The following is a 23,773-nucleotide window of genomic DNA, read 5'->3' as shown; positions in this document are numbered from 1 at the left end:
GTCTGTCATCTCTCTGCCTCCGGTTCGCTGTCGAGACCGTGCTCGATGGCATAACGCGCCAGCTCCACCCGGTTGTGCAGTTGGAGTTTCCGCAAAGTCGACTGGACGTGGTTCTCGACCGTGCGGTGGGAGATCACCAGGCGGTTGGCGATCTGGCGCGCGGTCAGCCCCTTGGCCACCAGCCGCAGCACCTCGGTCTCCCGTTCGGTCAGCTGCGGCTTCTCCTCCGCGTCGTCGGGCGCGGCGGCCATCCGCCGGTACTCGCCCAGCACCAGGCCCGCGAGACCGGCGGTGAACACGGCGTCGCCGGCCGCGGTCCGGCTCACGGCCTCGACCAGCTCCTCCGCGGACGCGGACTTCACCAGGTAGCCCGACGCGCCCGCCTTCACCGCCTGCAGCACGTCGTCGTGCTCGCCGCTCGCGGACAGCACCAGCACCCGCGTCTCCGGCAGCTCACCGGTGATCATGAGGGTGGCGTCGACACCGGACAGCTCACCCAGGTTGAGGTCCATCAGCACGACGTTGGGCCGCACGGTCTTCGCGATGCGCACGGCGGAGGCCGCGTCACCCGCGGTCGCCACGACCGAGAAGCCGCGCTCCTGCAGATCGCGTGCCACGCCCTCGCGCCACATCGGGTGGTCGTCGACCACCATCACCGAGACCGTCACCGCACCGCCTTCTTCCTGAACACGCGAACCTCCCACTCCGTGCCCTCCCCCGGCCCGGTCTGGAGCTCCAGGGTGCCGCCCAGCGACGCCACCCGGCCCCTGATCGACTTCGCGATGCCCATCCGGCCCTCCGCCTCCGCGGAGGCGATCCGGCCCTCCGGTATCCCTGGTCCATCGTCCCTGACGCTCAGCACCACCTCGTCCCCGAGGTCTTCCAGCAGCACCCACGCCCTGGCGTCACCGCCGGCGTGCTTGTCCACGTTGGACAGCGCCTCGCGGACCAGCGACGTGAGCTCGCCCGCGGCCGCCGCGTCGAACATGACCTGCGTCGCCGGCGTGGAGACCTGGATCCGCGGCGTGGCGAGGAGCTGCAACCCCGGGCGGAGGTCGACGTCGCCGTCCACTGTGGAGTCGGTGGGGGCGGCGGCCACGAGGTTGCGCAGCGCCACCTCCTGCTCGCCGGCCAGCCGCGCCAGCTCGGCCGCCTCACCGCCGACCTCCGCTCCGCGCTTGCGGACGCGCGCCAGCACCTGCAGCACGCTGTCGTGGATCGACCGGGCCAGCCGCTCGCGTTCGGCCGTCGCCGCCTCCGTGCGCAACGCCTGCGCCAGCCGCACCGCCGAACGCCGCGCCGTGGCCGAGGCCATGCCGACGACCATGCCGGCCCCCGCGAGCAGCACGACGTCGCGCAGCAGGTCGAGGCTCGGCACGCGCTTGGTCAGGTAGGTGAACAGGCCGACGGTCAGACCACCGGCGAACCCCGCCGCCGACCCGCCCAGCGCGCCCATGGCCACGACGGGCACGCACGCCCAGATCGTGGTGATGAGCGGGACGTTCTCGGTGAGCAGCTGGTGGCTCGACATGATCAACGGCGACAGCGACATGAGCCCGCAGGTCAGCACGAGGTCGACCAGCACGACCGGCCAGCGCCGGCCCCACGTCGTGCTGTAGGCGCGGCTGGTGAACACCGACCACAGCGCCATCGCCCCGAGCGCGCTCCACGCGAGCCACGGCCGGATGTAATCGGAATGGTTCGCGATGACGTTCGCCGCCGCGAAGAGGAATGTGACTATGCGTAGAGCAACAGCCCCGCGCCACAGGGGCGTGGCCGGGTCGTCGATCACCTTCGTCACACGTTCGGCAGGCTGCTCGGGCACGCTGTGCTCCTTTCGCACCCCATCCTGCCGCGTGAACGTGCGCTGGCTAACCCCCAGGTGGCCGTCTTCTGCCGAACGGAGGAATGTGCGACGCTTCCCGGGTTCGGGGCAGCGCTCCCGTTGGACGGGGAGGGCAAGTACACGTGCGCGACTGGCCGGTGTGGACACTGCGACGGCCTGCCCTCGGCTACTGGTTGTTGATCGACGGATCAGCTTTTGCGGTCGTGACGTACGTGATCGTCTCTTCCGGACAGCCGTCGCCCTCCGAGATCGCCCGGTTCGCCGCGATCGCGGGCACGGCCGGCGCGGTGGTCATCCTCAGCTCCATCTACAGCCACCGCATGGGCGAGACGGAGCGCAACCCGTGGGCCGCGCACCTCTCCTACCTGACCGCGGGCATCCTCGCCCTGCCGCCGAACCTGCTGGTGCTGCTGCTCTTCGGCCCCGCGCTGCACTGCCTGCTCACCCAGCGCCCGGAGAGCCACCGCTGGGTCTTCACGCTGAGCGCGACCGCGTTGTCCGTCTTCGCCACCCGCTACCTGCTCGGCTGGACCAACCCCCACGCGGGCCTGCCGATGATGGTCTTCGCCGCGACCGTCCTGCTCGTCCTGCGCGCCGCCCTGATCGCAGTGGGCCTGAAGCTCCGCCGCCCGTCCGACACCTTCGAGGAGAACGTCGGCGAACCCATCGACGCCGTCCTCGGCATCGTCGCCGTCTCCATCGGCGGCCTGATGGGTTGCGTCGCCGAGGCGAACGCCATCCACGCCCTCATCGCCGGCCCGCCCCTGGCCCTGCTGGAACGAGCCGCGCAACTCCCCCAATGGCGCCGCTCCGCCCAACGCGACGCGAAGACCGGCCTCGCCAACGCCGTCCACTGGGACAGCCGCGCCCGCTACGAGCTCACCAAGGGCGCCACCCGCACCCGTCCCATGGCCGTGATGCTCCTCGACCTCGACCACTTCAAACGCGTCAACGACGAGGTCGGCCACCTCGCCGGCGACGCCGCACTGGCCGCGATCTCCCTGCTGCTGCGCGGCACCGTCCGCCGCGGCGACCTGGTCGGCCGCTTCGGCGGCGAGGAGTTCGTGGTCCTGCTGCCGGAAGCCACCCCGGACGAGGCCGAGTCCGTCGCCGAACGCGTGCGCAAGGCCGTGGCCGCCCTGCGCGTGCCGACCATGGGCACCGACGGCAAACCGCACGAGCTGCGCGGCCTGACCGTGAGCATCGGCGTGTCGACGACGAGCCGCTTCGGCTACGAGCTGCCGGACCTGCTGGTGGCGGCCGACGCGGCTCTGCTGGCCGCGAAGGCGTACGGCCGCAACCTGGTCTCGATGGCCTGACCGCGGCCTACAGCTCCCTCTGCCGCTCGCTCCGGTCGTCCCGCGGCGCGGTCTCCTGCGGTTCCAGCACGTCCACCTTCTCCGGCTTCTGCTCCGAGTCCGCGTCCGAGAGCAGCGACCGGATGCCGGAGTTCAGCACCGCCAGCAACGGCACCGAGAGCAGCGCACCGGCGATGCCGCCCGCCACCAACCCGACGGCGATCGCGATCACGACCGCCAGCGGGTGCAGCTTCACCGCGCGGCCGAGCAGGATCGGTTGCAGCACGTGGGACTCCAGCTGCATCACGCCGATCAGCACCGCCAGCACGATGAGCGCCGCGATCGGGCCGTTGGTCACCAGCGCGATCAACACCGCCACCGCGCCCGTGAACACCGCACCGATGATCGGGATGAACGCGCCGAGGAACACCAGCGCCGACAGCGGCACGACCAGGGGCACCCCGATGATCGCCAGGCCGATGCCGACACCCACGGCGTCCACGACCGCGACCGCCGCCGTCGCGCGCACGTAGGAGACGAGGGAGGCGAAGCCGCGGCGGCCGGCGACGTCGACGCGGGGGCGGACGTCGCGCGGGAACGCGCGGGTCACGAACTTCCAGATGCCGTCGCCGTCGTGCAGGAAGAAGATCAGCGTGAACAGCGCCAGGAGCAGGCCCGTCAACGCCTCGCCCAGGGTGGCCGCCGTGGTGAGCGCGCCGGACGTGATCTCGGTCTGGTTGTCCTTGATCGTCTTCACGAGGTCGTTGAGGTAGCCCTGCAACTGCGCGTCGGACAGGTGCGCCGGGCCGTCCTTCAGCCACTGCTGGATGGTGTCGAGCGAGGCCGACACCTGCGTCTGCAGCTCGGGCAGGCCGCGGGAGAACTCGCTGATCACGAACGTCAGCACGCCGCCGAGCACGCCGATGCCGATGATCATCATCACCGTCGTCGCGACACCGCGCGGGACCCGCCACTCGACCAGCTTCGCCACGCCGGGCGAGAGCAGGGCGGCCAGCAGCAGCGCCACTGCGACGGGGATCACGATGGAGGCGAGGTAGCCCAGGACGTACGCGACCACGTACAACGCGGCCACCACAACGACGAAGCGCCAGCTCAGGGCAGCGCTGACCCTCAGCAGCCTGGGGACGCGGCTGCTGATCTCCGACTCCGGTGCGCTCACGTGCCTCACGTTAACTGTTCGGACCCTGGCGAAGGCGGAACCCGGAAGGGATGATCCGCTTTGTCGGGGGAGGACGAAGTGATCAAGCCGGAAGACTTGACCGAGGTCGAACGCCAGGTCGCCGGGGCCTACGCGGGTGGCACCGAGATCGACCTGACCGGGCAGAGCGTGCGCGGCGAGGTGCTCACCGGGTTGCTGACCGGCATGTACCGGGTGCCGCGCAAGGGATTACCCGCTCTGCGACTTCAAAACGCCCGTGTGACCGGGAAGTTCGAGCTGGAAGGCACTCGCGTCACGCGGGTCATCGACCTGACGCACTGCACCTTCCAGGAACCGCTGGACCTCCGCATGGCCCGGCTGATCGGCCTGCGGCTGCGCGGCACCCGCGTTCCCGGCATCCAGGGCCGCAACCTCCGGGTGTTCAGCGACCTCGTCCTCGAGGCCGGGTTCACCTGCACCGGCACCGTGGACCTCACCGACGCCGCCGTCGACGGGACGCTGCGGCTGGCCGGTGCCGTCCTGCGCAGCACCACCGACCACGCGCTGCTCGGCGCGCGGCTGCGGGTGAGCGGGTCCGTCCAGGCCATCGCGTTGCGGGCCAACGGGGAGGTGCGGCTGCGCGGTGCGGCGATCGGCGGCAGCGTCCACCTCGGCGGCGCGCGGCTGGTCAACAGCGGCAGGGACGCGCTGGAGGCGTCCGGGATCGTGGTGACGGGCAACGTCTTCTGCAACGCGGAGGGCGGCCGGTTCAGCGCGGACGGCCGGGTGCTGTTCGACGGCGCCCGCGTCGGCGGCAACCTCGAGTTCACCGGCGCCCGGCTGAACTCCGCCCACCGGGTCGACCACCAGGTCCTCGTCCTGCCGCACGGACTGGCCGACGAGGCCGCGACGCTCGTGGGCGACCGCATCCGGGTCGAGGGCAACGTCGAGCTCGACGACGGCTTCACCAGCACCGGCACCGTGCGGCTGCCGAACGCGAGCATCGGCGGGTACCTGCGGCTGTCCGGCGCGGTGATCGGACCGCGCGAGCTCGCGGAGGAGCTCGCGGGCGACATCACCAACCGCATCCCGGTCGCCCTGCACGCCGACGGCATGCAGGTGCGCGGCGACGTCGAGGCCCGCAGCGCGGCCAACGGCTCCGGCCTGCGCTCGCCCGCACTGCAGACCTACGGCCAGGTCCGGCTGTCCAACGCGCACATCCAGGGCAGCGCCAGCATGTCCGGCGTCTCGCTGCACGGCCCCGGCATCGACGTCCTGTTCGCCGACCGGCTGGAGATCGGCGGCACGCTCTTCCTGCGCGAGCTCAGGGCGAAGGGCTCGATCCGGCTGCAGAACGCGAACATCGGCTCCACGCTCGACCTCTCCGGCGCCTCGCTGACGTTGCCGCGGCTGCGACCGAACGGCACGCAGAAGCCGTCGCTCGACGCCCGTGCCATCACGATCGGCAAGGACCTGCTGTGCAGCCGCGGGTTCACCGCCGTCGGCGGCGTGCGGATCCGGCTGGGCGAGGTCGGCAAGATGGCCACGTTCAGCGACTCGCACCTCGGCTCCACCGCGGCCGACATCGCGCTCAACGCCTACGGGCTCACCGTCCACCAGTTCCGCCTGCACATCCCCGAGGGGCAGCAGCCCAAGGGCAAGATCGTGCTGAGCCGGCTGAAGGCCGTGTCGGTCACCGACGGCCCCGGGCTGTGGGACGCGGAGGGAGGGGTCGCCGTCGACGACTTCACCTTCGACGGCATCACCGCCGACCCCGACGTGTCGGTGGACACCCGGTTGCAGTGGCTGCGCAAGGTGCAGCCCGACTTCGCGCCCGGACCGTACGAGCAGCTGGCCGCCGTGTACCAGCAGGGCGGCGAGGAGGAGCTCGCGCAGAAGGTCCAGCTGGAGAAGCAACGCCGCCGCTACTCCGAGCTGGGCAGGGCCGGCCGGGTCTGGGGCGCGGTGCAGCGGTGGACCGTCGGGTACGGCTACCGGCCGTGGCTCGCGATCTGCTGGCTGGGCGTGTTCTGGCTGGGCGGTGCGCTGTGGTTCACCTGGCACCCGCTGGTCAAGCTCAACAAGGACGAGGACCCGGTGTGGAACGCCGCTCTCCTCGCGCTCGACCTGCTGATCCCGATCATCGACTTCGGCCACGACGGCAAGTGGCAGTTCACCGGTGCGTCGCAATGGGTCTCGGCGCTGCTCATCGCCGTGGGCTGGGTGCTCGCCTCCACTGCGGCGGCCGGTGCGGCACGCGTGTTGAAGCGGGTGTGATCGTCACACGATGTAGTTAATCGGACGCTCTGGGCGTGCGTTCGGGGCGCCGCGGCTGGCAGAGTCGCGGCGTCGGCTTGATCGTGTTGGTCGTCGGCGAACTTCCCCGAGTGCCCCCGAAAGTAGCGAGGTTCCCGCGTTGTCCTCTGCCGGTCTGCGAGCGAAGACGGGAGCGAACGGCATCCGCCGGTTCGCCACCCGAGCGCTGCTCGCCGTCGGTGGAGCGGTCGCGGGCACGGCCGTCGCCTGGGTGCTCTCGACGACCGCGGCACACGCGGCCGACGACGCGGAGCAGTTCGACGTGGTGACCAAGATCGCCACCGTGGACGAGAAGCTGCCGGTCGTCGTCCCCGCCACCGAGGCCGTCCACAAGATCGACGAAGCGTTGCGCGCCGAGCACGAGAAGGCACGCGATGCCCTGCCGCAGGTGCAGGTCCAGCAGGCGGTCGAACAGATCACCGAGCGGGTCCTGCCCCGAGTCACCACGGTCGTCACGCCCACCACTCCCGCGGTCGCGCGGGCAGAGGACGTGACGTACGTGGCGACGCCGGCGGACGCCCCCGAGACCGGACAGTCGCCGGTCGCGAAGGTGATTTCGCAGCTCACCGGCCCCTCCGGTGCTACCTGGACGAAGCTGCTCGAGACGCGCCACCTCGTGGTGCCCTCGGCGCAGCACCCGTCCCTGCCCGCAGACCCGTCCCCCGAACTGCCTGTCCCGGCCCCCGCGCCGGTGCACTGCACGTGCAGTTCCGACGGCTCGGGTGCTGCTGGCGGCAGCAACAAGGCTGCCTTCGCTGCTCCTGGCTCCGTTCACGACACCGCTGTGGCGAGCGCTCTCGCGCCGTCCACCGCCGAGGTGTCCGTGAAGCCGGGCAAGCAGCCTGGTACCACCCCCGACTGATTTCAGCGCGCGGTCCGCGGCAGCCCACTCCCCGGCTGTCCGGAAGTCGACCGTCGCGCTTTTTTTCATGCGCTCCTTCCGGTCGGCACCGCGTGCTCTCCCCCGGTGATGACGCGATCCCCACGCGTCCGGCCCACCCCCCCGTAACCCCCCTGACAACAGGGGCTTTGGAAGGAGATCGAATGCAGACCTGGGCAAAGCGCGGAATCCAGTCCGCGTTTGTCACTGGTGGTTTGCTGATGCTCGGTACGGGCATCGCTTCTGCCCAGGAGAACGTCAACCCGGATGCAGCTCCTCCGGTCGTCGACGCGGGTGCCTCCGTTCCGGTCAAGATCGACCAGAACAACCTGGCCACGCCGGCCAGGGACCTGAACGTTCCGAAGGTCGACCGCACGGTCAGCACGGACCGCGTCACCAGCGCGGTGCCGACGAGGGCGGACGCCCCGGTCGCCAACCCGCTGTTCCGCTCGATGAGCGGACGCCTGCAGGACACCGCCACGCAGAACGCCCGCGGCAACAGGCTCCAGGCGTACGCCGACGTGCCGGTCACCGTCTGCGGCAACCAGGTCTCGGCTCTGGCCGACGGTGCGACGAGCGCCGACTGCGAGCAGAGCGTGAGCCGCAAGGGCGGTGTCACGACGACGGGTGAGCGCCAGGCGCTCGCCGGCAACGTCGTGGGCGTCAACCACGTCCTGCCCGCGCAGGTCACCGGCAACTCGATCGGCGCGGGCGGCAACGCCGCCAACGACACCACCGCGCGCCAGACCGGTACGACCGGCGGCAACATCACCACCAACGGTGACAAGGGCTCCATCTCCGGCAACATCCTCGCCGAGCAGGGCGCGACCCCGCTCCAGGTGACCGGCAACGCCGTGGGCGCCGGCGGCATCGCCGAGTCCCGCTCCACCGCGGACACCGTCGCCGAGTCGAACGGCATGATGCGGACGAGCGGCAAGGACAGCACGCTGTCCGGCAACGCGGGCCAGGTCCCGCTGGCCCCGCTGTTCGAGGTGAACGGCAACTCGGCCGCCGGTGCGGGCAACGCCGACACCCACTCGACCCAGTCCGGCACCGCTCACGCCGGCGACCGCGTCTGGACCGACGGCGACCCGGCCACCCTGGCGGGCAACGTCGCGAAGACGCCGCTCGCCGGCCCGGTCACGATCAGCGACAACGCGGGTGGCGTGGGCGGCAACTCCTACGCGACCAGCGAGACGGTCAACCAGTCCTTCGCCGGTGGCAACACCAACACCGCGGGCAACGGCTCCTCGGCCTCGGGCAACATCGCCGACACCCCGATCTCGCTGCCCGTCTCGGCCGGTGGCAACGCCGCGTCGCTCGTCGGCAACAGCGGTGCCGACCACACCAACACCGCCGAGTCGGCCGCGGGTGGCAACAACTGGACCAAGGGCCACGACTCGGTCCTGTCCGGCAACGTCGCGAACGTCCCGCCGGCCACGGCCGTGGACGTGTGCGGCAACGGCGCCTCCGGTGCCGGCCAGTCCGTCGGCACCTGCGTCAACGACGTGGACTCCGGCACCGGCGGCTACCAGGGCACGACCGGTGACGACTCGGTCCTCTCCGGCAACGTGGCGCAGACCCCGCTCGCCGCGCCCGCCGAGCTGTACGGCGCCGCCGCGACCGTCGGTGGCCAGGCCACCGGTTCCGCGGACGAGGTCAAGGACATCCGCTCCACCGGTGAGCCGAACACCGTGGACGACCGCGGCACCGTCTCGTCCAACATCATCACCGCGCCGACCGCCGTGGCCGCGCAGGTCTTCGGCGACACGGCCGGCCTGGTCGGCAACACCACGTCGACCAGCGCGAACGACACCAGGGTCCGCGCGGGCGACGACCCCAAGGCGAGCGGCCAGAAGTCCTCGGTCTCCGGCAACATCATCCAGGCCCCGACCTCGACGCCGGCTCAGGTCTTCGGCGACGGCGTCACCCTCGTCGGCAACAACGAGGCGCACGCCGACAACGCGACCGACATGCAGGCCGGTGGCGACGCCAAGACCGACGGCCAGCAGAGCTCCATCGGCGGCAACGCCATCTCGGCGCCGGTCGCGTCCGCCACCCAGGTCATGGGCTGGTCGGTCGGCGGCGGCAGCAACGTCAACTCCACCGCCACCAACGACCTCAAGTCGGCGGCGGGCGGCGACGTCCGCAGCACCGGTGAGCGCGGCTCGCTGGCGGGCAACCTGCTCGGCGCGCAGGCCACCCCGTTCGTGCCGGTGCCCGGCAACACGATCTCGGCCGCGGGCATCGCCACCTCGGACAGCGACACCGACACCCAGGTCCAGGCCGGCGAGGACTCGCAGACCTCGGGCAAGGACGGCTCGGTCTCCGGCAACCTGCTCCACGTGCCGGCCAACGCGGCCGTGCAGCCCTACGCGGACGCCATCGCGGCCGCGGGCTCGGCCTCGACCTGGACCGAGAAGGACTCGGAGACGCAGGCCGGCGGTCAGACCGACACCCTGGGCGAAGGCCCGCTGGCCGGCCGCGAGATGACCGTTCCCGCGGAGGCCGCAGCCAGCGTCCGCCGCATCCCCGTCGAGCTGGTCGGCCAGGCCTTCACCGGCGGCACCAGCGACGACACGCAGCTCACCGGCGAGGACACCGACACGCTGCGGGCCACCGAGCTCAAGGGCATCGAGCTCCCCCAGGGCGTCGACATGCTCATGGGCGCCACCGAGGTCCCCTCGTACAGCGGCGTCCCGTCGTTCAAGGGCCTGCCCGTGAACACGCTGCCCTCGCTCGGCGGCCTCGGCGGCATCACCGGTCTGGCCGGCCAGCTGCCGATCGGCCAGCTCCCCGTGGGTCAGCTGCCGATCGGTCAGCTGCCCGTGGGCCAGCTCCCGGTGGGCCAGCTGCCCGTCCGCGAGCTCCCCGCGGGTCAGCTCCCGGTCGGCAAGCTCCCCGTCGGCAAGCTGCCCGTCGGTCAGCTGCCGGTGACCAAGCTCCCGGTCGGCAAGCTGCCCGTGGGTCAGCTGCCGGTGACCAAGCTCGCCAAGCAGCGCGCGGAGCTGCCGCTGGGCCAGAACGCCGCGAACGTGGCCCCGAACATCCAGGGCCTGCCGCTCGCGCAGGTGCTGGAGGCCGCGAAGAAGGTGCTCCCCGGCACCGCGACCCAGCGCTCGGTGCCATCGCTGCCGGTGACCGCTCCGGCCATGCCGGCGCTGCCCGTCCCGCTGCCGATCCCGACCGAGCGTTCGGTGCCCGTCCTGCCCACCACCCGTCCGACCAACGTCTCGGGCCTGAACCTGAACCCGACCGCCGCTCTGGTTCCGGCGCGTGAGCGCTCCATGCCGGGTCTGCCCGTGACCGCTCCGGCGATCGCGCACCTCAAGCCGGGCAACGTGTTCGACCGTGTTGCGGGCACGCTGTAAGGGTCGTACGACCCCGTAAGATCACCCCGGGTTCGCCCGGATTGCTCCACACCCTCCTCCGGTGAAAAGCCGAGCCCCGGTGACACGACGGTGTCACCGGGGCTCGGTGCTGTTCGGGGTCAGTGCTGCTCGGCGGTCGCGATGACCTCCTCGACGGGCGTGTCCCCGTCGCTCGTCACCCAGTGGACGCGGGCGCCTTCGCCCACGAGCTGCCGCACCAGCGACGCGATCGGCGAGCCGTCGCCGAAGTCGTGGTCGGCGAGCACGGCCAGGGTGTCGTCGCGGTACCGGGCCACCGTGAAGTCCGGGCGCAGCCCCGCGCGCAGGGTCCGCGCCGCCTCCAGCAGCGAGGTCGGTGCGGTGACGAGGACGAGCGTCACGAGGGTGCCGCGGGTGCGGGCGCGGACGAGCGACTGCTCCAGGCGGTCCAGCAGCAGCGCGTAGCCGGGCAGGCCCGTGAACGGGTCGTGCAGCACAAGCCGTGTCCAGTCCACGAACCGGCCGCTGACCAGCGAAGTCACCCGTGTGTCACGGGTGCGGGGACGGCTTTCTCCGCCGCGCGGCTGGTCTGCTCCCAGGCCGCCCAGGTGTCCATGCGGTGCCGGGAGAGGTCGAACGCCAGGTCGTAGACCATGCTGCCGAGCAGCAGCCGCAACGGCGGGTCGTCGCTGTCGACGAGGGTCATCACCGCCTCGGCGGCCAGGCGCGGTTCGCTGTCGATCGAGCCTTCTGCCCACTGCTCCTCCAGCTCCGCGCGCAGCTCGTCGTAGGCGGGGTCCGGGGTGGTGGCCCTGCTGCTGGTGTAGAGGTCGGTCCAGTACCCGCCCGGCTGGACGATGGTGACCTTGACGCCGAACCGCGCGGCCTCGGCGGCGAGGGCTTCGCTCATGCCTTCGAGCGCGAACTTGCTGGCGCTGTACAGGCCGGTGCTCGGGAAACCGCTGAGCGCGCCGATGCTGGAGACCTGCAGGACGTGACCGCTGCCCTGCCGGCGCAGGTGCGGCAGCACGGCCTGGCTCACCCAGAGCGCGCCGAAGAAGTTGACGTCCAGCTGGGCGCGGGCCTCCTCCTCGGTGAACTCCTCGACCATCCCGGCGAACAGCGCGCCGGCGTTGTTGACGACGACGTCGAGCCGGCCGAAGTGCGCGACCGCCCGGTCGACGACGGCGAAGACCGCGGACCGGTCCGTGACGTCCAGGTCCAGCGCGAGCAGCCGGTCCGGGTGCCGGGTGGCGAGGTCGGCCAGCGGTGCGATGTCCCTGGCCGCACCGACGACCCGGTCACCGGCGGCGAGAGCGGCCTCGGTGAACGCGCGGCCGAGACCGCGGCTTGCGCCCGTGACGAGCCAGACGCGAGTGGGGGCTTCCATGCGGTCTCCTTCGCAGTGACGAGACGAACCGTTCCGTCTCGTTGATGGGAGGAGCATGCACTGCGTCAGATCGGCTTGTCAAGACGGACCGTCTCGTCTCATTCTGCGCTAGGGTGACCGCCATGCCCACGAAGGTCGCCCCGGACCCCAGCCGCCGCAGCGAGACCGCACGCAGGGCCATCCTCGGCGCCGCCATCGACCTCGTCGGCGAGGTGGGCTACGCCAAGCTCAGCATCGAGGGCATCGCCCAGGCGGCGGGCGTCGGCAAGCAGACCATCTACCGGTGGTGGTCCTCGAAGGGCGCGCTGCTCTTCGACGCCTTCCTCGCACTGGCCGGCGAGGGCGAGGCCGCGGCGCTGCCCGACACCGGTGACCTGGCGGCGGACCTCAAGCTGGTCCTGCGGGCCACCGTCGACGAGCTGAACGACCCGCGCTTCGACCAGGCCATGCGCGCCATGCACACCGAGATCGTCCACGACCCGGCCCTCGCCGCCGACTACGCGCGCCGGCTCGACGGCCCGATGCGCGAGCTGAAGAAGGCCCGGCTGCGCGCCGCCCAGACCGCGGGCCAGCTCGCCGGCGACGTCGACCTCGACGTCGCCGTGGACCTGGTGTTCGGCCCGGTCCTCAACCGCTGGCTGCACCGCAACGGCCCGCTGACCAGCGAGTACGCCGACCAGGTGGTGGACACGGCGCTACGCGGGCTGCACCCGCGCGACCGGTAGCGCCGTACCGCCGGTGGTCATCGCCGCGGCGGAACGGACTTGCTGAGCATCGTGCCGCGCGGGGTGAAGCCGCGCGACGAGTAGAACGACACGGCCGGAGCGTTCGTCGCGAAGATGACGGCGTGCAGCGCGGTGACCCCGTGAGCCGCGGCGACCTGCTCCGCGGCGGCCACTAGCGCGGTGCCGATGCCCTGCCCGCGGTGGGTGTCGAGCACGACCGTGTGGATGTCGGCGCCGGTCCGCGGCACCAGGATCTGGTGGTCGGGCGGCGGCGGGAGCAGCACGACCTCCGCCATGCCGACCACCGCGCCACCGACCTCGGCGACCGTGATCAGCGACGACCCCAGCGTCAGCGCGAAGTGGCGGCGCACCGCCCCGGCGTCCGGCACGCGGAAGTCGTCCGGTGCCAGGGCGACGTGCCGGGCGGCGTTCGCCAGGCGCAACGCGACGAGCGCCGGGATGTCGGCGGGTGCTGCCGGGCGGACCACCGGCGGGTGTGCGGGTTCTCGATACACGCGACCCACCGGTCGTTCAGCGGGTCGTCACTGCTGGGCGAGGTCGGAGAAGCGGCTGTAGTGCAGCTGGTGCGCGACGGTGATCGTGGCGGTGGGACCGGCGCGGTGCTTCGCGATGATCAGGTCGGCCTCGCCGGCGCGGGGGTCGTCGCGCTCCCAGGCGTCCGGGCGGTTGATCAGGATGACCATGTCGGCGTCCTGCTCCAGGGAGCCGGACTCACGCAGGTCGGAGAGCATCGGGCGCTTGTCGGTGCGTTGTTCCGGACCGCGGTTCAGCTGGGAGATCGCGATGACCGGGACCTCGAGCTCCTTGGCGATCAGCTTCAACGACCGGGAGAACTCCGAGACCTCCTGCTGGCGGGACTCGGAGCGCTTGCCGGAGCTCATCAGCTGGAGGTAGTCGACGACGACGAGCTTGAGGTCGTGGCGCTGCTTCAGCCGGCGGGCCTTGGCGCGGATCTCCATCATCGTCAGGTTCGGGCTGTCGTCGACGAACAGCGGCGCCTCGCTGATCTCGCTCATCCGGCGGGCGAGACGGGTCCAGTCGTCGTCGCTCATCTTGCCACCGCGCATGTCACCGAGGCGGATGCGCGCCTCCGCGGAGAGCATGCGCATCACGATCTCGGTCTTGCTCATCTCCAGGCTGAAGATGGCGCTGGTCAGGCCGTGCTTCACCGAGCACGACCTGGCGAAGTCGAGACCCAGCGTCGAGTTGTGGGTCGGGATCATCGTCTCGCCGGCCAGGTACAGGTGGTCGTGGTTGTCGACCTCCACGCACCGCACCGGTACGGACGCGACCGGGCGCACCGCCACGATCTCCACCTGCGCGTGCTCACCGAGACCGGCGATCAGCTCGTCCACGTCCCGGCGCAGCCGCGCGAACCGGCCGTCGACGTGCAGAGCGGCCAGCAGCTCGGAGCGCTGGGCTCGCGACGCCCGCAGGTACGCGGCCGGGATGTGCGGCTCGTCGGCGACGCCCAGCTCCTTGGCCGTGCGCAGCTCCTCGTCGGTCAGCTCCAGCTCGCCCAGGCCGGACAGGAACTTCCCCAGCGCGGAGGGCGCGAGCGGCAGCTCGGCGGCGGGCAGCTCCCAGGCGGCCGACATGCGGATGAACACGCGGCACTCGCCGACGCGGTGGAACAGCTGCTGCGTCGTGCGGATTGCCCAGAACCCACCGGTCTCGCTGCACGACTCGGTCAGCCACTGGTGCTCGGCGTCGGCGACGATCACCGTGCCGTCGGAGAACGCCACCTCGAAGCACGGGCGGCCGGTCATCACCCCGGTCGCGGCGACCACGCGGGTCGGCCGGCCGTCGGCGCCGATCAGGAAGTCGCCGGCGCCCACGGCGCCCATCGTCGTCCAGCCGGACGGCGTGGGCAGCGGGGTGTCCAGGGCGAGCGCCTTGCCGACACCCGGCCGGGCCGCGACGATGATCATCTGGCCGGGGTGCAGGCCGTTCGTCAGCTCGTCGAGGTCGGCGAAGCCGGTCGGGATGCCCAGCGACTGGCCACCGCGCGAGGCGATGGCGTCGATCTCGTCCATCGTCGGCTGGAGCAGGTCCTCCAGCACCGAGTAGTCCTCGGTCGTGCGGCGGTCGGTGACCTCGTAGATCGCCGACTGCGCGCGGTCGACCACCTCGTCGACGTCCGCGCCCTCCGCGCCGTTGTACCCCAGCTGCACGATGCGCGTGCCCGCCTCGACCAGCCTGCGCAGCACCGCCTTCTCGGCCACGATCTCGGCGTAGTACCCGGCGTTGGCCGCCGTCGGCACCGTCGCGATCAACGTGTGCAGGTACGGCGCGCCACCGACGCGCAGCAGCTCGCCGCGCCGTTCGAGCTCGGCGGAGATCGTGATCGGGTCGGCCGGCTCACCGCGGCCGTAGAGGTCGAGGATGCAGTCGTAGATGGCCTGGTGGGCGGGGCGGTAGAAGTCGTTGGGCGCGAGCGCCTCGATCACGTCCGCGATGGCGTCCTTGGACAGCAACATGCCGCCCAGCACCGACTGCTCAGCGGCGAGGTCCTGCGGCGGCTGACGTTCGAAACTGGGCTCCGCCATACCCCGGTCGTCGACCAACGCCACTGCTGAATCACCCCTGCGAAGACGTCGAGAGCCGGTGCCTGCCACCTAGTTGTACCGCGCGGCACCGACAATTCCGGGCGGCCACACTGTGCGATGGTCCTGCCCGCGCTGCGACGCTAGAGGGCCCCGTCCGGAGCAAGCAAACCAGCGTGTGGATCGCCCTGTGGACAACTGGGGGACAACTTGTGGATGGTTGCCCACAGGGACCAAGACGCTGGGGACAACCTGGGGACAACCGGTGGAGTGACAGAAATAACCCCAGCTCAAGGGCTGTGTACAACTTGTGGAAAAAGTTGTGCGCCACAGCCCCGGCGTGTCGCGAGAAACACCTTCTTCGGCGTGTCGCCAGGTGGCCGGACCCTGCGTTTATCCACAGGACGTGGACAGAACTCCGCTGGTCCGAACGAGCGAAAGCGCCACCCACCCGGAGCATTCCGGATGAGCGGCGCTTCTGCAAACGAGCACGTGTGGACCATCCCTGACGGGATGTCCCCGAGCTTCGTCGAGCGGTCTTACTCGGCCGCGGTGACGATGAGCGGCAGCGCGACGGTGACCTCCGGGTGGAGGCGAACCGTCACCGAGTGCTTGCCGGTGGTCTTGATGTGACCCGGCAGCTCGATGGCGCGCTTGTCCAGGGTGAGGCCACCCGCGGACTTCTTGACCGCCGCCGCCACGTCGGCGGTGGTGATCGAGCCGAACAGCTTGTTGGAGCCGGCCGCAGCCTTCGCGGTCAGCGTCACGCCGTCGAGGCCCTCGAGCTTGGCCTTGATCTCCTTGGCGTGGTCCAGGTCGCGCACGCGGCGGTTGTCCTGCGCACGGGTGATGACCTGGATCTGCTTCTGCGCACCGCGGGTCGCGACGATCGCGAGACCGCGCGGGAGCAGGTAGTTGCGGCCGTAGCCGTCCTTGACCTCGACGACGTCGCCGGGAGCGCCAAGGCCGGAAACGTCAGCGGTGAGGATGAGCTTCATCGCAGGAGTTCCCTTCTCTTAGCGGGCGGTCGAGGTGTAGGGCAGCAGCGCCATCTCACGGGCGTTCTTCACCGCAACAGCGACGTCGCGCTGGTGCTGCGAGCAGTTGCCGGTGACGCGGCGGGCACGGATCTTGCCGCGGTCGGAGATGAACTTCCGAAGCAGCGTCGTGTCCTTGTAGTCGATCAGGTTCGCGCTCTTGTCCTTGCAGAAGGCACAAACCTTCTTCTTGGGCTTGCGCACAGGCGGCTTGGCCATGTGTCTCTAACTCCTGGAATACGCAGTGATCAGGTTCTGGATGACCGGTGCAGCGGTCTAGAAGGGGGGCTCGTCGGCGAAACCACCCGAGCCGGCCGGCGGGGCGGAACCCCACGGGTCGTCCGCGGGTGCGCCACCGCCGCCACGAGACTGCTGACCGCCGCCGCCGCCGAAGCCGCCGCCACCGCCGCCGTCTCCACGGCTGACCTTGTTGACCTTCGCGGTCGCGTAGCGCAGCGAGGGGCCGATCTCGTCGACCTCCAGCTCCACGACAGTGCGCTTCTCGCCTTCCTTCGTCTCGAAGGAACGCTGGCGCAACCGTCCGGAGACGAGCACGCGTGAACCGCGGGTGAGCGACTCGGCCACGTTCTCGGCGACCTGCCGCCACACGTTGCACCGCAGGAACAGCGCTTCGCCGTCCTTCCACTCGCCGGACTGGCGGTCGAAGGTGCGGGGCGTGGAGGCGACCGTGAAGGACGCCACCGCGGCACCGCTCTGGGTGAAGCGGAGTTCCGGGTCGGCGGTCAGGTTCCCGACCACCGTGATCGTCGTCTCGCCAGCCATGTCTTGGGAGCTCCCCTAATCGAGGTTCGTCAGGCCCTGGCAGCGGCCTTGGCCGCCGACTTGGCCGACTTGGCGTCCGCCTTCGCCGCGGCCTTGGCGGCCAACTTGGCGGCCTTGGCGGGCTCGCGGCGCAGGACCTTCGTCCGGAGCACCGTCTCCTGCAGACCGAGCTGGCGGTCCAGTTCCTTCACCGCGTCCGGCGTCGAGGTCAGGTCGAGCACCGCGTAGATGCCCTCGCTGCTCTTGTTGATCTCGAAGCTCAACCGGCGCTTGCCCCACACCTCGACCTTCTCAACGTTGCCGCCCGTGGTGCGGATGACGTTGAGGAACGTGTCGAGAGACGGCGCAACCGTGCGCTCGTCGAGACTGGGGTCGAGGATGACCATCACTTCGTAATGACGCATGAGGACCACTCACCTCCTGTGGACTCGCGGCCACGGGCTTTCCGTGGCAGGAGGGTCGTCGCGTCAGCAACTGAAGAAGGTTAACAGAGCGCGTCCAACGACTACGCAGGGGTGCGGCGCAGCACCCAGGTCCGCACCAGCGCGCCCGTCACGCAGGCCAGCAGCAGCACCGCGACCAGCACGGGGAGTCCGACGCCACCGGGGCCGGACGTCCTGGGCAGCGCGGTGGCGCGGCCCGCGGTCTGCACCGCCTCGTCCAGGCCGTTGCCGCTGGACGCGCGCGGCACCTGCGAGCCGTACCGCACACCGGGCGACGGCGAGTAGAGGCCGGGCATCGCGAACGGCAGCGAGCCGTAGCTGAACAGCGGCACGCGGCCGAAGTTCGTGCCGAGCGAGTACAGGGAGAAGTCGCGGTTGATCGGCGTGCCGGCCGGGGAGCCGGGCAGGACACCGGGGCTGGTGCCCGGCTGGGTCCCGGGGTTCGTGCCCGGCTGGGGCTGGGGCTGCTGGGCCGGCGGTTTCTGCTGGCCGGGCAGCTGCGGCGCGGCGTTCTGGGACGCGTCGGCGATCGCCTTGCTGCCGTCCTGGATCGGCGCGCTCACCTGGTTGACGCCGGTCACGACCACCTTGCAGCCGGCGGACAGCGTCTGGCGCACGGTCTGGTCGAGGGTCACGAGGATCGGGCCGAGCAGCGGGATCTTGCGCACCTCGACCATCACCGCGTTCGCGATGGTCGCGCCGCTGATGGTCGTCGTGCCGACCTGGACGACGCCGATCGGCATGGGCTTGGCCTGCGCGAAGCCGTCCTGGAACGGCTTGACCAGCGGCGGGCCGAGCACCGGCACGGCGCGGACGAGGTCGGTCACCGGCTGCACCACCGCGGCCGGGCTCAGCGAGACGGGCTGACCGGGCACGCCCTGCACCGAGGTCGCGCAGCTGCCCACGACGATGGGTTCCGCCGCCGTCGCCGGGACCAGGCCCACCGAAGCGGAGGCCAGCGCCAGCAGCGTCGCGGTCGTGACGCTCAGCAGTCGCATGTGCACCCCTGTCTCACCTCGTTACCTACTCTCAAGTAACGACCGTAGGTCCTGGTGGTGACGCGAGCCACCCCCGGTTTTCGCAATTACTCCTATTGGCGGCGGCTGCGATGGCGTCAGGCGTGCCGACTACCCTCGTGGTCATGCGCATCGGGGCACATGTCCGCGACGACGACCCGGTCGGCGCCGCGGCCGAACGCGGTGCCGAGGTCGTCCAGTTCTTCCTGTCCGACCCGCAGGGGTGGAAGAAGCCGAAGCCTCATCCGCACGCGGAGGCGTTGCTCGCCTCCGACCTCGAGGTGTTCGTCCACGCCCCGTACCTGATCAATGTCGCGTCGCTGAACAACAAGATCCGGATTCCCAGCCGCAAGAACGTGGTCCAGCACGCGGAGGCCGCCGCCGCCGTGGGTGCGAAGGGCCTGGTCGTGCACGGCGGGCACGTCACCAAGGGCGAGGACCCGGCAGAGGGCTTCGCGAACTGGCGCAAGTTCTTCGAGCGGCAGGTCGCGGAGGGCGGGTTCGCCGTGCCGGTGCTGATCGAGAACACCGCCGGCGGCGACGGTGCGATGGCGCGCACGTTCGACTCGCTGAAGCTGCTCTGGGACGCGGTAGGCGAGTTCGGCGCGGGCTTCTGCCTGGACACCTGCCACGCGTTCGCCGCGGGTGAGGACCTCGTCGGCATCGTCGAACGGGTGAAAGCGATCACCGGGCGGATCGACCTGGTGCACCTCAACAGCTCGCGCGACGAGTTCGGCTCGTCCCGCGATCGGCACGACAACATCGGGACTGGCACGATCGACGCAGATCAACTGGTGGCCGTGGTCGCCAGTGCCGGATGCCCGGTCGTGGTGGAGACGCCGGACGAGGGCCAAGCCGACGACATCGCGTTCCTGCGCGACCGCGCCGGCCGGTGAACAGCGTGCACGAGGTGGTGAGCGTGACGCCCGACCGAGGTGATGCCGCGGGCTCCGCGCACCGCTTCGGCAGGGCGGCACTGGCCGTGCTCGTGCTGCTCTGCGGCCTCACGCTGCTGCTGGGCTTCGCCAACAAGGACCGCTGCACCGGTCCCGCGTTCGACCAGTGGGGCCGCACGCAGCCCGACTACGACGAGCGCAACAAGGAAGAGGTCTGCTACTCCGACATCCAGCACCTCTGGATCGGGCGCGACATCGACCGGCACGTCTTCCCCTACGTCGACGGCGCGATCAACGAGCAGGGCATCCTCATCGGTGGCTCCGTCGAGTACCCGGTGCTCAGCGGCCTGCTGATCTGGGCGGGCGCGATCTTCGCGCACAACGACGCGGAGTACCTGCTCTACTCGTCGCTGCTGATGGCGCCGTTCGGCCTGCTCACCGGCTACCTGCTGGGCAAGCTCGCGCGCTGGCGCGCCCTGCTGTGGGCGATCGGGCCGCCGCTCGTGCTGTACGCGTTCCACAACTGGGACCTGCCGGTCGTGCTGTGCTCGGTGGCCGCGGTCTACGTGGTGCACCGCTGGAACCGGCCGCTGGTCGAACGCGCCACGGTGGCGTCCGTGCTGCTCGGGCTCGGGTTCGCGTTCAAGGTCTACCCGGCGATCTTCGTGCTGCCGCTGATGCTGTTCGTCGCGACCGGCGGCCGGCGCGGCCAGGAGCTGCCGGAACGCGTCCTGCGCGCGGGCAAGAAGGTCGACGTCGCCGGCGCGGTCAGGGTCGCGCTGGCCTCGATCGGCACGGTCGTGCTGGTCAACCTGCCGTTCGCCATCGCCGGCTACGACGGCTGGCTCGCGTCGTTCGAGTTTCAGGGCCAGCGCCGGGTCGACATCACCACGAACTCGATCTGGTACTGGGGCCTGCGGCCGTTCATCGGCGACGACGCGATGCAGTCGCTGGTCGGCGTCATCTCGCCGATCCTGATGCTCGTCTCGTTCGGCGTCGCCGCCGGGTACGGCTGGCTGCGGTTCCGGCGCGAGGGCAGCTACCCGTGGATCGCGGTGTCGGCCGCGATGATGTGCGGGTTCATGCTGCTGCACAAGGTCCACTCACCGCAGTACACGCTGTGGCTGGTGCCGTTCCTGGTGCTCATGCGGGTGCCGCTGGTCTGGTCGTTCGCCTACTTCGTCGTCGACCTGGCGATGGGGATCGGGATCTTCCGCTGGTTCTGGGCGATCGAGTTCGGGCAGCCGGCCGGGATCTACGACAGCTTCTCCGCGCAGGCCGTGATGATCGGCGTGTGGGGCCGGGCCGCGCTGCTGGTGGCGTTGTTCATCGTGTTCCTCAGGGCGAGGGACGTGACCGAGGACGAACAGCCCGACGACCGGAAGTTCCTCCGCGGAGCCGTAGCCGCGGAACGCTGATCAGCCGCACACTGCACCCGTGAGGGTGATCATCGTGCTGGCGTTGCTGCTGGTCTGCGGTGCCTCCGGCGCGCACGACCGGGGCACGCCGGTGCGCTGGCTGCCGGTGTGGCAGGCGGTGCCCACCCTCTCGGCGGCCACACCGGACCAGGTCGTGCGCACGACCGTCGACCTCACCGCGGGCGGAACGGCGGTCCGGGTGCGGCTGTCGAACCTCATGGGCATCAAGCCGGTCCGGGTCGACCGGGTCGCCGTCACCGCGAACGGCGAGACGCGCGAGCTCACGTTCCGCGGCGCGCGCGGCGTGCTGATGAGGGCCCGTTCCGAGGTCTACAGCGATCCCGTGCAACTGGCCGTCACGCGAACGCTGGAGATCACCACCTACGCACCGGCGGGTACGCCGTGCCAAGCGCGCGCACTGCGCACGATCACCTCCGCACGTGACCACGTCTGCCTCGTGTCGGCCGTCGAGGTCGCCGGGTTCACCGCACCGGGAGCCGTGGTGATGTTCGGCGACTCGATCACCGAGGGGAACTCCACCGGCACGTGGCCGTCCATGGTGCGCACCGACTACGCCGTCCTGAACGCGGGCATCAGCGGCAACGGCCTGCTGACCGGGGACGCCCCGATGATCACCCGCCTCCAACGGGACGTCCTGTTCAGCGCGGAGGTGCGCAAGGTCGTGCTGCTGGCGGGCATCAACGACATCCAGAACGGCATCAGCGCGGACAACGTCATCGCCGGCATCCGCACCGTCCAGCTGCGGTGCCGCAACGAGGGCGTGCCCGTCGTCGTCGGCACGATCACGCCGTGGCGCGGCTGGGTCAACTGGACGGAGGAACGCGAGCAGCAGCGCCTGAGGACCAATGCGTGGATTCGCGCCAACGTCCCCGGCGTGATCGACTTCGACGCCGCGCTGCGCGACCCCGCCGACCCGCTCAGACTGCGTCCGGAGTTCGACTCCGGTGATCACCTGCATCCGAACGCGTCCGCATTCGGTGCGATGGCTCGCCTCGTGCGGGTGTGACGAGCTGCCGGTCCGGCGCGTCCTCCAGCACGCCCGCCAACGGGTCGTCGCCCGCCATCCGCACCCGGTCGCGCTCCGGGTGGTAGATCTCCCGCAGGACCAGCACGCACAACCCGATGACCGCGGCGTCGCGCAGCAGCACGGCACCGAGGAACCAGTCGATCGGCAGCCCCTTGTTCTCCGTGCCCAGGTAGAAGTACATCCGCGGCACCCACACGAGCGCGTCGACCGTCATCCACGCCAGCAGCAGCTTCCACCGCGGCAGCGCGAGCACCGCCAGCGGCACCAGCCACAGCGAGTACTGCGGGCTCCACACCTTGTTCGTCAGCAGGAACGCCGCCACGACCAGGAACGACAGCTGCGCGAGCCGCGGCCGCGTCGGTGCCGACAGGGTCACGTACGCGATCCCGGCGCAGCAGACGATGAACAGCACCATGCTGACCGTGTTCAGCACGGTCGGCGCCTGCCCCTGGGTGAGACCGGGGTCGAAGCCCTGCCACCCGGTCCACTGCACCAGCACGTTGTAGAGAGTGTCCGGGTCGGCGTTGCGCTCGGTGTTGAGCCGGAAGAACTCCTTCCAGCCCGTGTGCGACGCCGGGTTCAACGCGATCGGCGCGTTCACGAGCGCCCACGCCCCGATGGCCGCCGCGGTGGCGGCGAAACCGGCCTTGAGCCGTTGCGAACGCCAGCACAGCAGCAGGATCGGCCCCAGCAGGAACAACGGGTACAGCTTCGCCGCACCGCCGAGCCCGAGCAGCACACCGGCCAGCACGGGCTTCTTCCGCGCCCACGCCAGCAACCCGGCCGTGGCGAACGCGGTCGCGATCGTGTCGAAGTTCGTGAACGCGTGCACGACGACCAGCGGTGACACCGCCACGATCGCCGCGTCCCACATCCGCCGCCGCGCGATCCGCGCCACCGAGAACACCGTGATCAGCCACGCCACCGCCAGCCAGAACGTCGTGACGTTGAAGTACACGATCACCGTCATCGGCAGCCCCGGCACCAGCACCGCGAGCCCCTGCGCCACCCGCGCGTTCAGCCACTGGAAGAGCCCCGTGACCACCGGGTACTCCATGTAGCGGACGTGCTCGGTCGGCTTGCCCTCGTCGTCCTTCCACGAGGTGATGTACGGGAACGACCCGCGCTGGTCCAGCCGCTCCGCCGTGTAGAGCGGCACGGTGTCGGAGTAGCAGAGCGCCGTGAACTGCTTGCTCCCCCGCCAGTCCAGCTGCACCTGCCCCTTCTCGTCCACGTACTGCTGGATGCACGGCGACTTCTGCAGGTACCCGAGCAGCAGCGTCAGCACAGCGAGCAGCAGCACCACCCGCAGCGCCGACCAGAACCAGTGCCGCCCGACCTGCGCGTGCCGGCCCAGCGGACCGCCGAACGGTCTGCTCAGGGTGCGGGCGAGCGACTCGGTCCAGGTGGGCGCGACCCGCTGCTGCGGGGTGAGCGAGTCGGTGTCCTCTGCGGGGAGCTCGACCTGGTTGGGCTCAACAGGGCTGGGCACGGGCGGGATGTTACGGCCAAGACCGTTTCGCCGTGGTCAACATCCGGGCCGGGGCACACCGCGCCCTTCACGGCGAAGGGGCCCGACGGCGGTGCGTCGGGCCCCTTCG

21 protein-coding genes are annotated in these 23,773 nt (G+C 70.7%); 8 read left to right on the top strand and 13 right to left on the bottom strand.

Annotated features, from left to right (window positions below; genetic code table 11):
* Positions 1–5: 5 nt before the first annotated feature.
* Both ACZ7CD_RS03820 and macS read right to left on the bottom strand, forming a co-directional pair.
* Positions 6–653, bottom strand: coding sequence for a response regulator transcription factor (locus ACZ7CD_RS03820; RefSeq protein ID WP_360394807.1), 648 nt, complete (start codon positions 651–653; stop codon positions 6–8).
* Positions 654–664: 11 nt separating this feature from the next.
* On the bottom strand, positions 665–1,825 hold the full coding sequence (gene macS, locus ACZ7CD_RS03815) for a MacS family sensor histidine kinase (RefSeq protein WP_360393850.1): 1,161 nt from the start codon (positions 1,823–1,825) through the stop codon (positions 665–667).
* A 224-nt stretch (positions 1,826–2,049) separates the two neighbouring features.
* Here macS and ACZ7CD_RS03810 point away from each other — a divergent pair, with 224 nt between their 5' ends.
* The gene (locus tag ACZ7CD_RS03810; RefSeq protein ID WP_470378272.1) at positions 2,050–3,165 is read left to right on the top strand and encodes a GGDEF domain-containing protein; all 1,116 of its coding nucleotides are present in this window, start codon (positions 2,050–2,052) and stop codon (positions 3,163–3,165) included.
* 7 nt (positions 3,166–3,172) lie between these two features.
* Here the strand turns inward: ACZ7CD_RS03810 and ACZ7CD_RS03805 are convergent, their stop codons facing one another.
* Positions 3,173–4,324: an AI-2E family transporter gene (locus tag ACZ7CD_RS03805; protein ID WP_360393856.1), complete on the bottom strand. Its 1,152-nt coding sequence runs from the start codon at positions 4,322–4,324 to the stop codon at positions 3,173–3,175.
* A gap of 78 nt (positions 4,325–4,402) precedes the next feature.
* Between ACZ7CD_RS03805 and ACZ7CD_RS03800 the strand changes: the two genes are divergently transcribed.
* The 3 genes from ACZ7CD_RS03800 to ACZ7CD_RS03790 all read left to right on the top strand — a co-directional run bounded on the left by ACZ7CD_RS03800 (position 4,403) and on the right by ACZ7CD_RS03790 (position 10,870).
* The gene (locus tag ACZ7CD_RS03800; RefSeq protein ID WP_360393859.1) at positions 4,403–6,580 is read left to right on the top strand and encodes a translocation/assembly module TamB domain-containing protein; all 2,178 of its coding nucleotides are present in this window, start codon (positions 4,403–4,405) and stop codon (positions 6,578–6,580) included.
* Positions 6,581–6,719: 139 nt separating this feature from the next.
* The gene (locus ACZ7CD_RS03795) at positions 6,720–7,481 is read left to right on the top strand and encodes a hypothetical protein (RefSeq protein ID WP_360393862.1); all 762 of its coding nucleotides are present in this window, start codon (positions 6,720–6,722) and stop codon (positions 7,479–7,481) included.
* A 239-nt stretch (positions 7,482–7,720) separates the two neighbouring features.
* Complete coding sequence (locus tag ACZ7CD_RS03790) at positions 7,721–10,870, top strand: beta strand repeat-containing protein (protein WP_470378271.1); 3,150 nt, start codon at positions 7,721–7,723, stop codon at positions 10,868–10,870.
* A gap of 119 nt (positions 10,871–10,989) precedes the next feature.
* Here the strand turns inward: ACZ7CD_RS03790 and ACZ7CD_RS03785 are convergent, their stop codons facing one another.
* Together ACZ7CD_RS03785 and ACZ7CD_RS03780 are read right to left on the bottom strand one after the other, a co-directional pair.
* Positions 10,990–11,391, bottom strand: coding sequence for a nucleotidyl cyclase domain-containing protein (locus ACZ7CD_RS03785; protein WP_360393868.1), 402 nt, complete (start codon positions 11,389–11,391; stop codon positions 10,990–10,992).
* Positions 11,388–12,239, bottom strand: coding sequence for an SDR family oxidoreductase (locus ACZ7CD_RS03780; RefSeq protein ID WP_470378270.1), 852 nt, complete (start codon positions 12,237–12,239; stop codon positions 11,388–11,390). Before ACZ7CD_RS03780 ends, ACZ7CD_RS03785 begins: the two co-directional genes overlap by 4 nt.
* A gap of 122 nt (positions 12,240–12,361) precedes the next feature.
* On the opposite strand from ACZ7CD_RS03780, the gene ACZ7CD_RS03775 reads away from it, so the two are divergent.
* Positions 12,362–12,964: a TetR/AcrR family transcriptional regulator gene (locus ACZ7CD_RS03775; RefSeq protein WP_470378269.1), complete on the top strand. Its 603-nt coding sequence runs from the start codon at positions 12,362–12,364 to the stop codon at positions 12,962–12,964.
* A 17-nt stretch (positions 12,965–12,981) separates the two neighbouring features.
* Here ACZ7CD_RS03775 and ACZ7CD_RS03770 read toward each other — a convergent pair whose 3' ends face one another.
* The 7 genes from ACZ7CD_RS03770 to ACZ7CD_RS03740 all read right to left on the bottom strand — a co-directional run bounded on the left by ACZ7CD_RS03770 (position 12,982) and on the right by ACZ7CD_RS03740 (position 18,792).
* Entirely contained in the window at positions 12,982–13,479 is a 498-nt protein-coding gene (locus ACZ7CD_RS03770) for a GNAT family N-acetyltransferase (protein WP_360393877.1), read from the bottom strand.
* A gap of 27 nt (positions 13,480–13,506) precedes the next feature.
* Entirely contained in the window at positions 13,507–15,534 is a 2,028-nt protein-coding gene (gene dnaB, locus ACZ7CD_RS03765) for a replicative DNA helicase (RefSeq protein WP_458429863.1), read from the bottom strand.
* A 536-nt stretch (positions 15,535–16,070) separates the two neighbouring features.
* Positions 16,071–16,529 carry a 50S ribosomal protein L9 gene (gene rplI, locus ACZ7CD_RS03760; protein ID WP_360393883.1) on the bottom strand — a complete coding sequence of 153 codons (459 nt, stop codon included), beginning with the start codon at positions 16,527–16,529 and terminating at the stop codon, positions 16,071–16,073.
* Between the two features lie 18 nt (positions 16,530–16,547).
* Positions 16,548–16,787: a 30S ribosomal protein S18 gene (gene rpsR, locus ACZ7CD_RS03755; protein WP_030465683.1), complete on the bottom strand. Its 240-nt coding sequence runs from the start codon at positions 16,785–16,787 to the stop codon at positions 16,548–16,550.
* A gap of 57 nt (positions 16,788–16,844) precedes the next feature.
* Complete coding sequence (locus tag ACZ7CD_RS03750) at positions 16,845–17,351, bottom strand: single-stranded DNA-binding protein (RefSeq protein WP_065915547.1); 507 nt, start codon at positions 17,349–17,351, stop codon at positions 16,845–16,847.
* 29 nt (positions 17,352–17,380) lie between these two features.
* Positions 17,381–17,755, bottom strand: coding sequence for a 30S ribosomal protein S6 (gene rpsF, locus ACZ7CD_RS03745; RefSeq protein ID WP_360393888.1), 375 nt, complete (start codon positions 17,753–17,755; stop codon positions 17,381–17,383).
* 101 nt (positions 17,756–17,856) lie between these two features.
* Positions 17,857–18,792 (bottom strand): hypothetical protein, encoded by a 936-nt coding sequence (locus ACZ7CD_RS03740; protein WP_470369768.1) that lies wholly within the window; start codon positions 18,790–18,792, stop codon positions 17,857–17,859.
* Positions 18,793–18,935: 143 nt separating this feature from the next.
* Here ACZ7CD_RS03740 and ACZ7CD_RS03735 point away from each other — a divergent pair, with 143 nt between their 5' ends.
* The 3 genes from ACZ7CD_RS03735 to ACZ7CD_RS03725 are packed head-to-tail and all read left to right on the top strand — an operon-like array spanning position 18,936 to position 22,151.
* Complete coding sequence (locus ACZ7CD_RS03735; RefSeq protein ID WP_360393894.1) at positions 18,936–19,706, top strand: deoxyribonuclease IV; 771 nt, start codon at positions 18,936–18,938, stop codon at positions 19,704–19,706.
* Positions 19,707–19,729: 23 nt separating this feature from the next.
* Positions 19,730–21,124, top strand: coding sequence for a glycosyltransferase family 87 protein (locus ACZ7CD_RS03730; protein WP_470378268.1), 1,395 nt, complete (start codon positions 19,730–19,732; stop codon positions 21,122–21,124).
* 19 nt (positions 21,125–21,143) lie between these two features.
* Positions 21,144–22,151, top strand: coding sequence for a GDSL-type esterase/lipase family protein (locus ACZ7CD_RS03725; protein ID WP_360393900.1), 1,008 nt, complete (start codon positions 21,144–21,146; stop codon positions 22,149–22,151).
* Here the strand turns inward: ACZ7CD_RS03725 and ACZ7CD_RS03720 are convergent.
* A complete protein-coding gene (locus ACZ7CD_RS03720) occupies positions 22,063–23,664 on the bottom strand; it encodes a glycosyltransferase family 87 protein (protein ID WP_470378267.1) in 1,602 nt (533 codons plus the stop codon). The two genes, ACZ7CD_RS03725 and ACZ7CD_RS03720, sit on opposite strands and share 89 nt — an antisense overlap.
* Between the last annotated feature and the right edge of the window lie 109 nt (positions 23,665–23,773).

This window comes from Lentzea sp. NPDC036949 (genome assembly GCF_055608075.1).
Note: the sequence above shows the minus strand (reverse complement) of the source record. Positions and strands in the feature narration are given on the sequence as shown.

Coding starts and splice junctions, on each gene's coding strand:
- ACZ7CD_RS03750 (WP_065915547.1), bottom strand. CDS start 17,351: ATGGCTGGCGAGACGACGATCACGGTGGTCGGGAACCTGACCGCCGAC.
- rpsF (WP_360393888.1), bottom strand. CDS start 17,755: ATGCGTCATTACGAAGTGATGGTCATCCTCGACCCCAGTCTCGACGAG.
- ACZ7CD_RS03740 (WP_470369768.1), bottom strand. CDS start 18,792: ATGCGACTGCTGAGCGTCACGACCGCGACGCTGCTGGCGCTGGCCTCC.
- ACZ7CD_RS03735 (WP_360393894.1), top strand. CDS start 18,936: ATGCGCATCGGGGCACATGTCCGCGACGACGACCCGGTCGGCGCCGCG.
- ACZ7CD_RS03790 (WP_470378271.1), top strand. CDS start 7,721: ATGCTCGGTACGGGCATCGCTTCTGCCCAGGAGAACGTCAACCCGGAT.
- rpsR (WP_030465683.1), bottom strand. CDS start 16,787: ATGGCCAAGCCGCCTGTGCGCAAGCCCAAGAAGAAGGTTTGTGCCTTC.
- ACZ7CD_RS03820 (WP_360394807.1), bottom strand. CDS start 653: ATGGTGGTCGACGACCACCCGATGTGGCGCGAGGGCGTGGCACGCGAT.
- rplI (WP_360393883.1), bottom strand. CDS start 16,529: ATGAAGCTCATCCTCACCGCTGACGTTTCCGGCCTTGGCGCTCCCGGC.
- dnaB (WP_458429863.1), bottom strand. CDS start 15,534: ATGGCGGAGCCCAGTTTCGAACGTCAGCCGCCGCAGGACCTCGCCGCT.
- ACZ7CD_RS03780 (WP_470378270.1), bottom strand. CDS start 12,239: ATGGAAGCCCCCACTCGCGTCTGGCTCGTCACGGGCGCAAGCCGCGGT.
- ACZ7CD_RS03775 (WP_470378269.1), top strand. CDS start 12,362: ATGCCCACGAAGGTCGCCCCGGACCCCAGCCGCCGCAGCGAGACCGCA.